Source organism: Brevundimonas sp. (assembly GCF_036676055.1).
In the GTDB taxonomy this organism is placed as follows: Bacteria; Pseudomonadota; Alphaproteobacteria; order Caulobacterales; family Caulobacteraceae; genus Brevundimonas.
This window is the reverse complement of sequence record NZ_JAKFDS010000072.1, coordinates 1-9,552: the sequence shown is the minus strand read 5'-3', so window position 1 is coordinate 9,552 and position 9,552 is coordinate 1. Positions and strand designations below refer to the sequence as shown.

Here is a 9,552-nt window from a genome sequence, read left to right as displayed (position 1 = left end):
CCGCCGCGCCCGCACCGTTGCGGACGCGCTGGTCGCCCAGGGCGTCAACGGCGGCGTGATCTCGCTGGACGGCAAGGGTGAAACCGCCCTGGCCCGCCCGACCGCCGACGGCGTTCGCGAGCCTCTGAACCGCCGCGCCACCATCGGCATCAACTTCTAAAGAGTTGAGGTCGACCGCTCCGGCCTTCGGGTCGGGGCGGGACACGGCAAGACGACAGAACCGCCGGTCCCTCACGGGGCCGGCGGTTTTGCTTTGCGCGGCGTCGAGCGCACACCCCCCGGACCGCTCCCCCTCTTCAACTCGGCATTCAGGCCGGGCCGTCGCATGCGCGCGGCGACGGGGGGAGCACCCTCAAGGGCCAGCCCCCGCCCGCGGCGTCCGCAGCGCCTCTGAAAGACGTACCTAGGGTAGGGAAGCGGGAATCAGGGCGACCCGATGGTTCGCCCGGGCCTCCGCCTGAGGCAGAAAGGCGCGGCCGGCGCCGATCACCAGAACCGCCGTCACTACCGCCGAAACGACCGCAATCGCGCCAAGCCTGACGCCGTCGGTGAATTCGTGGTCTGGACGCACGGGCTTGCCTCGAATCGGAACGATGATCGTATCGAGCATCCGGGGCATGACGCCGCAAGTCACGGAACGGTGTCCAACCACGAAAAAAGGCGGGGCCGAGGCCCCGCCTTTCGATGTCAGAAGCGCCTGACCCTAGCCGCGGAACGGACGGATCAGGATCTCCACGCGCCGGTTCTGCGCCTTGCCCTCGGCGGTGGCGTTGGTGGCCACGGGCTGGCTTTCGCCGCGGCCGTCGACATAGAGGCGGTCGGCCAGGACGTTGCGGCTGACCAGATACTGCGCCACCGACGAGGCCCGCTGGCGCGACAGGTTCAGATTATAGTCCTCGGCGCCGTCGGAATCGGCGTGGCCGACGATGTCGACGACCGACTGGTCGTAACGGTTCAACACCCCGGCGACGTCGTCGAGGGTGGCGTAGAAGCCCGGATTGATCGACGACTGGTTGGAGGCGAAGGTCACATCCGACGGCATGCGCAGGACCAGGTTGTCGCCCTGACGCGCCACCCCCACGCCGGAGCCTGACAGCTCGGCCTCAAGCTCGCGCTGCTGGCGGTCCATGTAAGCGCCGACGGCCGCGCCGCCCAAGGCGCCGATGCCGGCCCCGATCAGCGCGTTCTTGCGACCTTCCTCGGAGTTGGAGGTGTTGGTCAGATAGCCGAGCAGGGCGCCGCCGACGGCCCCGGCGATCGCGCCCGTGCCTGTGTTGTTGCGGCGCGGGGTCGAGCTGTAGGGGTCGGTGGTGGTGCAGGCGCCCAGCAGGGCGGCGACGCTGATGCCGGTGAGGAGAAGTTTGGCGTGCATGATGGAATGGTCCTTCCAGTTCCTGTTGACGTCGGAACGCGGCCTTACAGTCAAGGTTCCGGCATGTACGGAGGCTGAACAGCCTCCGCGCGGCGTTTTCACGCGCCGCGGACCGGCGCCCTCGCTTTGCCAAGTTGCGCTCGCAGGGCGTATGGAAACGCCCGAAAGTCCATTTGAGGTTCCGCCATGGCTGACAGCCTGAGCTCCACTGCCGCCCGCCGCTCGATCGAACCGGTGTCGATGTCGCTGTACGACGCCGATTTCCAGGCCTTCGCGGACAAGCTCGGAACCTCATTCAAACGCTACGGCTTCGCGGTCATCGCGGACCATGGACTGGATGAGGCGGTGATCGAGGCGGCGCTGGACGACGCCAAGGCGTTCTTCGCCCTGCCCGAAGAGGTGAAGCGTCGGTACCACCAGCCGGGGACGGGCGGCGCGCGGGGGCTGACGCCTTTCGGGGTCGAGGCGGCCAAGGGCGCGGCGACCGTCGACCTGAAGGAATTCTGGCACGTCGGGCGCGAGCTGCCGGAGGGACACCCCTATCGGAAATATATGCGCGACAACGTCTGGCCGACCGAGGTCGAGGGCTTCCGCGATCACCTGTACGGCATGTTCACGGCCATGGACGTGCTCGGCCGCAAGATCCTGCAGGCCATCGCCCGCTATCTTGAGCTCGGCGACGGCTTCTTCGAGGACAAGGTCGAGCTGGGCAACAGCATCCTGCGCATGTTGCACTATCCGCCGGTGCCGGCCGACGCGCCGGGCGTGCGCGCCGGGGCCCATGAGGACATCAATGTCATCACCCTGCTGCTGGGCGCCGAGGAGGCGGGCCTGCAGCTGAAGGACGCCGACGGCGAATGGCTGGACATCGCCCCGCCGCCGAACGCCTTGGTGGTTAACATCGGCGACATGCTGCAGCGCCTGACCAACCATGTACTTCCGTCGACGACGCACCGGGTGGTGAACCCGGCGCCGGAACGGCGGGGCTTCGCCCGCTATTCGACGCCCTTCTTCCTGCACTTCAACCCGGACTTCGTGATCGAGAGCCTGCCCTCCACGGTGACGCCCGATAATCCCGACCGCTACGCCGGCAAGGCGATCATGGCCGAGGATTTCCTGACCGAGCGGCTGAAGGAAATCCGGCTCATCTGAGCGACGCTGCGGGCCGCGCGCAGAGCGGGCCTGCTTGAGCGCCGGTGAGGGGGGGGGCGGCCGACGGGCGCCCGGCTACTTCGAGATCCGCAGCTGGGTGATGTCGCGGCCGATGGCGGCGAAGGCCTCGGACAGGTCGCCGCCGCTGCCCGCGAGATAGAAGCTGGTCGGGGTCGAGGCGCAGGCCTGCAGCATGTTGGCGGCGGCGCCGCCGGCGGTGATCTGGAAGCCGACGGTGTAGACCATAACGCCACGCGCCTTCATGGCCGCGCACATGGCCCGGCCCTGATCGAAGGGATTGCCGTTGTCGGCTGCGCAATCGATCTTTTCCGAGTTGTTGCCCGAACCGGAACCCGCGTCGCGCGAGATCACCCCCGAGCAATAGGGCGTATTGAACTCCCCGTCGGTCATGATGATCACCGCCTTCAGGGTCTCTGCGGTGTTGTAGGCGGCCGCGCCGTTCGAGGGCCACAGCGAGTTGAAGTTGGGCGACACCATGTACCATCCCCAACCGATGCCGATCTGGCCGGCGGTCGATCCCTGAACACTGTAACTGTCGATGGCCGCCTTCAGGGTGTCCTTGTTGCTGGACAGGGGCTGGATGGTCGCGCCAAGGCAGGGATTGGATGCCCCCGGGTAGTTGCGTCCGACGCGTGCGCTGGACGGCGCCGCGTCGGTATAGGCGTCGGCGCCGGTACGTTCGGTGACGCAGGTGCTGATCCGATGGGCCTGAAGGTCGCCGTTCATGTTCTCGAAGGCGAACCAGGTGCAGCCCTGCTGGGCGCACCAGGCCTGCCCGCCCGAGGTGTAGGGACTCAGGGCTGACAGGTTCGGGTCGATTGTGAAGGTGTTGGCGGTGGCGTTGCCGACAAGGAAGGTCTGGTTGTTGATTTGCGTCATGCCGTTCACGCCGGTGATGTGAACGTATTGGTTGTTGATCATTCCATGGCTGTTGGAGGTGATCGTGACCGAGCAGTCGTTGTTCTGGCACCGCCGCACCTTGGCGTTGCCAGAGTAGCTTCCGTACGAGTTGCCGTTCACTCTCGAGCCGCCGACAGTGTAGAGCTCAAACGTGTTCGTGCTCTTGTTCCGGACCCGATAGGCCTTGTTGTTCAGCTGGGTCATCCCGGTGGCGCCGGTGATCCAGACGATGTCGTCATTGCTGAAGCCGTGGCTGGCCGCGGTGACGACGATGGGCGAAGTGTTGGTCGCCCCGGTGATGGCGACCTCCGTCCCGGTCAGATTGATGACGGCTCCAGTAATCTGGGTCGAGCCGATCGGCGTGCCACGCACGGCGTTGGCGTTGGACCCGACATTGACCCCCATCGAATAGGGGACGAGCGCCAGCTTGGAATAATAGGGCGTCTGCAGCGGCTGGACGACGATGTCGACCAGCTCCTTGGCCGCCGCCTTCAGGTCGGTGATGCGCTGTCCGGCCATCGAGCCGGTGACGTCGAGCACAAGCGCCACCTCGATGTTCCGCGACGACCGGTCGACCTCCGAGTGGCTGCCGACGGGCAGATAGTCGTCGAGCAGCTGGCCGTACGGCGGCAGGAAGATATTGGCCACGAGGGTCTTCACCTGAACCCGGGCGTTGGCCACGACCACGTCCTCGCCGTTGAGGGTGAAGCTGGTCTGGTCCTCTTCAAGAGCCACGTTCGGATAGGCCTGGAGATTGGCCTTCAGCGCCGCAAGGCCGACCCGCCGGAGGTCCGCGTCCTGCGTGTAGGGCGAGCGGGCCGCGGCCAGGGTGGCCGCATCGAGCGCGTCCTGCAGGTTCATCCGCACGGTGGATATCCGGTGGATGTCGACCCCGCCGAAGGTCATCAGGATCAACACGGGCAGGCTGAGGCCGAACAACATGGCGACATTGCCACGCACGTCCCCGGCCAGGCGCTGCGCAAGGCCGCGCGCGCCGCCGACCACACCTTCGATCCAGGTCTTGAGCCCCATCGCCAGTCCAGCCGTCATCCGCCGCAAGCGCACGCCGCCCACGGTCATCCGGCCAAAAATGCACAAACCCGGTTAAGAGAAGGCGCAACAGCGAAAGTTAATGCGACCGCGGTGCGGCGGGGAGGTCAGGCCTCCCAGCCGCAGTCCCGGCCCCGGTTCTGCTCGGTCAGCCAGACGTTCAGCGGGGCGAAATAGTCCGCCACGGCCGAGGCGTCATTGCCGGTTTCGCCGGTGAAGGCCCGCATCGCTTCCGGCCACGGACGGGACTGGCCCATCTCCATCATGGCGTTGAAGCGCTCGCCGACCGCCTTGTCGCCGTAGATCGAGCAGCGGTGCAGCGGCCCGGTCCAGCCGGCCTGCTGGCAGGCGGCCCGATGGAACTGGAACTGGTAGATGTGGGCCAGGAAGTAGCGGGTGTACGGCGTGTTGCCCGGGATGTGGTATTTCGCGCCGGGATCGAAGGCGTTCTCCGGGCGCGGCCCCGGCGGCGTCAGACCCTGGTAGCGCAGCATGTTCGCGGTCCAGGCGTCATTGTATTCGGCCGGCGTGGTCTCGCCGTCGAACACGCCCCAGCGCCAGCGATCCACCATCAGGCCGAACGGCAGGAAGGCGATCTTGTCGAGCGCCATCTTGAGCAGGAAGGGAATGTCCTCCTCCTCGCCGGGAACCGTATCCAGCAGGCCGATCTGGTTGAGATAGGTCGGGGTCAGGGCCGACAGGCCGACGAAGTCCCCGATCGCCTCGTGGAAGCCGTCGTTCGCCCCGTTCTTGAACAGGAACGGCTGATCCTTGTAGGCCCGCTGGTAGTAGTTGTGCCCCAGCTCGTGGTGGACGGTGTAGAAGTCGTCGCCGTTGACCTGGGTGCACATCTTGATGCGGATGTCCTCGAGGTTGTCGAGGTCCCAGGCCGAGGCGTGGCAGACCACCTCGCGGCCCTCGGGCCGGGTGATCATCGACCGTTCCCAGAAGGTCTGCGGCAGCGGATCGAGGCCCATCGAGACATAGAAATTCTCGCCGGTGCGGACCATTTTCTCGGCGTCATAGCCCTTGCTGACCAGCAGTTGGGTCAGGTCGTAGCTGGACTCGCCGCCCGTGGTGGGAGCCACAACGTCATAGATGTTGCCCCACTGCTGCGACCACATATTGCCCAGCAGGTCGGCGCGGATCGGGCCGGTGTCGGGCTGGATCTCGTCGCCATATTTCGCATTGAGCCGGTTGCGCACGTAGCAGTGCAGGTTCTCGTAGAAGGGCTTCACCTGTTCCCACAGGCGGTCCGTCTCGGCCGCGAAGGCGTCGGGCTCCATGTCGTAGCCGGCCCGCCACATGGCCCCCGTGTCGGCGAAGCCGAGCTCGCGCGAACCCTCGTTGGCGATCTCGACCATGCGGGCGTAGTCGGCGGCCATGACCGGCGAGACGGTGCGCCAACCCTCGTACAGGGCCTCCAACTCGGCCGGGTCGCGCGACTCGGCCATCAGGATCGTGGCCTCGTCGAGGGTTATCTGACGGCCCTTGAACTCGAATTTGCCGGTGGCGTAGGTCGAGTCGAGGCGGGTGGTGATCTCGGCCAGTTCGGAGGCGGCGCCGGGCCTGTTCGGTGCCGGCAGGACGATGCCGAGGCGCAGCAGGTTCAGCTTGCGGCGGACGTCGGCGGGCACCTCGACCTCGTTGAAGCGGGCCGCGCCGTTGGCGAGCTCGACCTGCAGCTCGGTGTATTCGGCGTTGATCCGGCTCTCCAGCCACATGGTGTCGTGGGTGATGTTGGTGGCCCGGGTCCACTGGATGCGGGCGGCCTCCTCGCTGAGGGCGGCGAGGCGCCGTTCGGCGTCGGCGACGAAGGCGGCGGCGGCTTCCGCGGTGGCCGGGGCGGCGGCGGCTTCGGCGGCGGCGGCGGCCGGCGGCGTCGCGGTCTCTTCCATTCCGTAGCTGGCGCAGCCGGCGGCGAGGCCGAGGGCGCAGGCCGCGGCGGCCGTCATCAGGGTGCGTTTCATGGTGGTCTCCCGGGGGCGTTCTGGCGTCAGACGGTTGCTCCGCCTTTTTCGGCGCGCAGGTGAGGCGAGCGGGGCCGCGCCGTCAAGCGTGACGTTAGCGGAGCACGCAGGCGGCGAGGCCGTCATTGCGCACCGTGCCCATGGCCGCCTGCACCCGGGAGGCCCGGCGGCGGACATAGGGTCCGGGAGAGGATGCATTGTAGCGTCGGGGCGAAGGCAGGATGGCCGCCAGCCGGGCCGCCTCGCGCGGGGTGAGATCGGCCGCCGACTTGCCGAACCAGTGCTGCGCCGCCGCCTCGGCGCCGTAGACGCCGGGGGCCCATTCGGCGACGTTCAGATAGACCTCCATGATCCGGCGCTTGCCCCACAGGGTCTCGATCAGGACGGTGTAGCCGGCCTCCAGACCCTTGCGGATCCAGTCCCGGCCCGGCCACAGGAAGACGTTCTTGGCGGTCTGCTGGCTGATGGTTGAGCCGCCGCGGATGCGCCCGCCGCGCTTCTCGGCCCGGGCGTTGGCCTTGAGCGCCTTCTCGATGGCCTTCATGTCGAAGCCCTGATGGGCGCAGAAGGTCGAATCCTCCGAGGCGATCACGGCCTCGACCAGCCGCGGAGAGATGTCGTCCAGCGAGCGCCAGCGGTAGGACAGCCCCTCGCCCTCCAGAGAACGGCTGACCATCAGAAAGGTCACGGGGGGCGGGACGAAGCGATGGACGACGACCGAGCCGAGAACAATCAGCAGAAGGGTCAGCACGACCGTCAGCACCGGTCGGCGTTTCTTGATCGGGGCCTGTTTCGCCATTCCGCAAGGGTGGAGCGGAAGCGTGGCCGGAGGCAAGGGGCCGGCGGCCCGGAAAAAACGGGGGGGCAGAGTCGGCGGGGTCGGCGCCGGCCCGAAAAAACGGGTGGGCATGGTCGGCAGAGTCGGCATCGGAACCGGAGTCATTCAACGCCTTGGCGGTATCATCGCTTGGGCAGCGCGAGTCCTGCAGCGGAGTCGGGATATTCGAATGTCAAAGAGCCAGGTCCGGCAAGGGACGCGCGGACCAGTATGAGGCCGTTCCGCTCCCATGCGGAAAGATCGCATCGAGAATAGATCATCCGATTGAAAAGGCAGGATATTTTCCGCGCAATCCGACTATAATTTCGCGGATCGCCAGCACAGCGTCCGCGTCGTCAGACGTCCGCCACGCCCGCCTGCCCGTCCTCGTCGGCCCAGGCGACCCGGCGGGCGTCCGCGCTCATGGCCAGGGCGGTGATCGGCGCCCCCTTCCCGGCCTTGAGGAAGTTGAGCCCCTGCCCGGCCGGATCGGCCAGCCAGACGCGGCCGTCGGTGAGCCCGGCGGCGAGCAGGCCGTGCTTCGGCTGCGACGCCACCAGGGCGACGAGGCTGCCCTCGTCGTAGCCGATCTCGGTGGCTTCGCGACCCATCGGCCCGTTGGAACCGATGAAGGGCCAGAGCACGGCCCCCTGGGCGCCCGAGGTGGCCAGCAGCTGGCCGTTGGACAGGAAGCTCATCGACCGGACCTTGGACGGATAGCCGCCCATGCGCAGGTTCTTCTGGTCCTTGACGCGCCAGCCGTGCAGCTGGTTGTCCTGCATGGCGGTGATGACGAAGGCCCCGTCGGGCGACCAGCCGACCGCCGTGTGCGACCCGGCCCATTTCAGCAAGGTCGGCTTCTGCTGCGCGATGCGGGCGAACCACAGGGCCGCGCCGCCATAGGTCGAGGTCGCGATGCGGCGGCCCTTGGGCTCGAAGGCGACGCCCGACACCGTGCGCTCGTGGACGAAGTCGCGGCGGAAACCAGCGTCCTTCGCGTCGATCACCGACAGGGTCTTGCCGGCCGAGAAGGCGATCAGGCCGCTCTCGACCGAGGCGTCGATGGCGTCGATCCACTGACCCTTGGCCGTCGCCAGCACTCCCGCCTCGCCGCGGCGGTGCCAGATGACCCGCCCGTCGTCGCCGCCGGTGACGACGCCATCACCGGACGGGTGGACGGCGGCGCACAGGACGGCGCCGTCGTGGGCCGCGCTGAACTCGCCGCCCTCGAAGCGGACCGAGCCGTCGCCGAGGGCGAAGACCGCGCTGGTCTGGTCGAACAGGGCGGCGGTGACCTGGGCGTCGTAGGTGTGAGTCTTCACGCCGCGCAGGCCTCGAACCCGGCCTTCAGAGCGGCCTCGTCCAGATCGCGGCCGATGAAGACGGCGCGGGACCAGCGGCGCTCGATCGGGCCCCACGGCTTCTGCAGTTCGCCCTCGAGGATCATGTGCACGGCCTGGAAGACGAGGCGGCGATCCTCGCCGGCGACGTCGATGATGCCCTTGGCGCGCAGGATGTTCTGGCCCTGCTCGCCCAGCAGCTTGTCGAGCCAGGCGGTGAATTTGGCCCCGTCCATCGGCGTGTCGAGCGACAGGGAGATGCCCTTGATGTCGTCCTCGTGCGCATGACCGCGCGCGCCATGGGAATGGTCGTGGTGATGGCCGTGGTCGTGGTGGTCGTGGCCGCAATGCTCGTCATGGACGTGGCCGGCCTCGCCATGGGGCGGGTTGGCGAACTCGGGGTTGATGTCGAGAATGCGCTCAAGGTCGAAGCCGCCCAGACCGAGCACCTGGTCCAGCGGCACATTGGCGCGCTCGGCCCGGGTGATGGGGGCCAGGGGGTTCAGCTTGCGCAGCCGCGCCTCGACCGCGACCAGCTCCTCTTCCGAGGCGAGGTCGACCTTGTTGAGGATGATGCGGTCGGCGAAGGCGACCTGCTCGCGGGCTTCCTTCGAGTCATCCAGCCGGGCCATGACGTGTTTGGCGTCGACCAGGGCCGTGACGCTGTCCAGCTGCGTCTTCGCCTTGACGTCCTCGTCGACGAAGAAGGTCTGGGCCACCGGGCCGGGGTCGGCGAGGCCGGTGGTCTCGACGATGATGGCGTCGAAGGCCGGCTTGCCCGGGCGCTGGCGCTTCATCAGTCCGGCGACGACGCGGATCAGGTCGCCGCGCACGGTGCAGCAGACGCAGCCGTTGTTCATCTCGAACACGTCCTCGTCGGCGCCGACGACGAGGTCGTTGTCGATGCCGATCTCGCCGAACTCGTTGACG

At 67.6% G+C, this 9,552-nt stretch carries 8 protein-coding genes and 1 pseudogene; 2 read left to right on the top strand and 7 right to left on the bottom strand.

Annotated elements, in window-relative coordinates:
• A pseudogene (locus tag V6M45_RS12325) lies at positions 1-160 on the top strand (cell envelope biogenesis protein OmpA); the annotation flags it as partial.
• Positions 161-403: 243 nt separating this feature from the next.
• On the opposite strand, the gene V6M45_RS12320 reads toward V6M45_RS12325, so the two are convergent.
• Together V6M45_RS12320 and V6M45_RS12315 are read right to left on the bottom strand one after the other, a co-directional pair.
• On the bottom strand, positions 404-610 hold the full coding sequence (locus V6M45_RS12320) for a hypothetical protein (RefSeq protein ID WP_332656832.1): 207 nt from the start codon (positions 608-610) through the stop codon (positions 404-406).
• Between the two features lie 93 nt (positions 611-703).
• A complete protein-coding gene (locus tag V6M45_RS12315; protein WP_332656831.1) occupies positions 704-1,372 on the bottom strand; it encodes an OmpA family protein in 669 nt (222 codons plus the stop codon).
• Positions 1,373-1,558: 186 nt separating this feature from the next.
• Here V6M45_RS12315 and V6M45_RS12310 point away from each other — a divergent pair, with 186 nt between their 5' ends.
• Positions 1,559-2,524: an isopenicillin N synthase family dioxygenase gene (locus V6M45_RS12310; RefSeq protein WP_332656830.1), complete on the top strand. Its 966-nt coding sequence runs from the start codon at positions 1,559-1,561 to the stop codon at positions 2,522-2,524.
• Between the two features lie 75 nt (positions 2,525-2,599).
• Here the strand turns inward: V6M45_RS12310 and V6M45_RS12305 are convergent, their stop codons facing one another.
• The 5 genes from V6M45_RS12305 to V6M45_RS12285 form a co-directional block, all read right to left on the bottom strand.
• Complete coding sequence (locus tag V6M45_RS12305) at positions 2,600-4,495, bottom strand: ubiquitin-activating E1 FCCH domain-containing protein (RefSeq protein WP_332656829.1); 1,896 nt, start codon at positions 4,493-4,495, stop codon at positions 2,600-2,602.
• Between the two features lie 107 nt (positions 4,496-4,602).
• Positions 4,603-6,465, bottom strand: a complete 1,863-nt coding sequence (locus tag V6M45_RS12300) for a M2 family metallopeptidase (RefSeq protein ID WP_332656828.1) — start codon at positions 6,463-6,465, stop codon at positions 4,603-4,605.
• A 94-nt stretch (positions 6,466-6,559) separates the two neighbouring features.
• Positions 6,560-7,264: a monofunctional biosynthetic peptidoglycan transglycosylase gene (gene mtgA / locus V6M45_RS12295; RefSeq protein WP_332656827.1), complete on the bottom strand. Its 705-nt coding sequence runs from the start codon at positions 7,262-7,264 to the stop codon at positions 6,560-6,562.
• A 374-nt stretch (positions 7,265-7,638) separates the two neighbouring features.
• The gene (locus V6M45_RS12290; protein WP_332656826.1) at positions 7,639-8,604 is read right to left on the bottom strand and encodes a WD40 repeat domain-containing protein; all 966 of its coding nucleotides are present in this window, start codon (positions 8,602-8,604) and stop codon (positions 7,639-7,641) included.
• On the bottom strand, positions 8,601-9,552 hold a 952-nt coding region (locus tag V6M45_RS12285; RefSeq protein WP_332656825.1), incomplete at its 5' end, for a CobW family GTP-binding protein. The genes V6M45_RS12285 and V6M45_RS12290, both read right to left, overlap by 4 nt.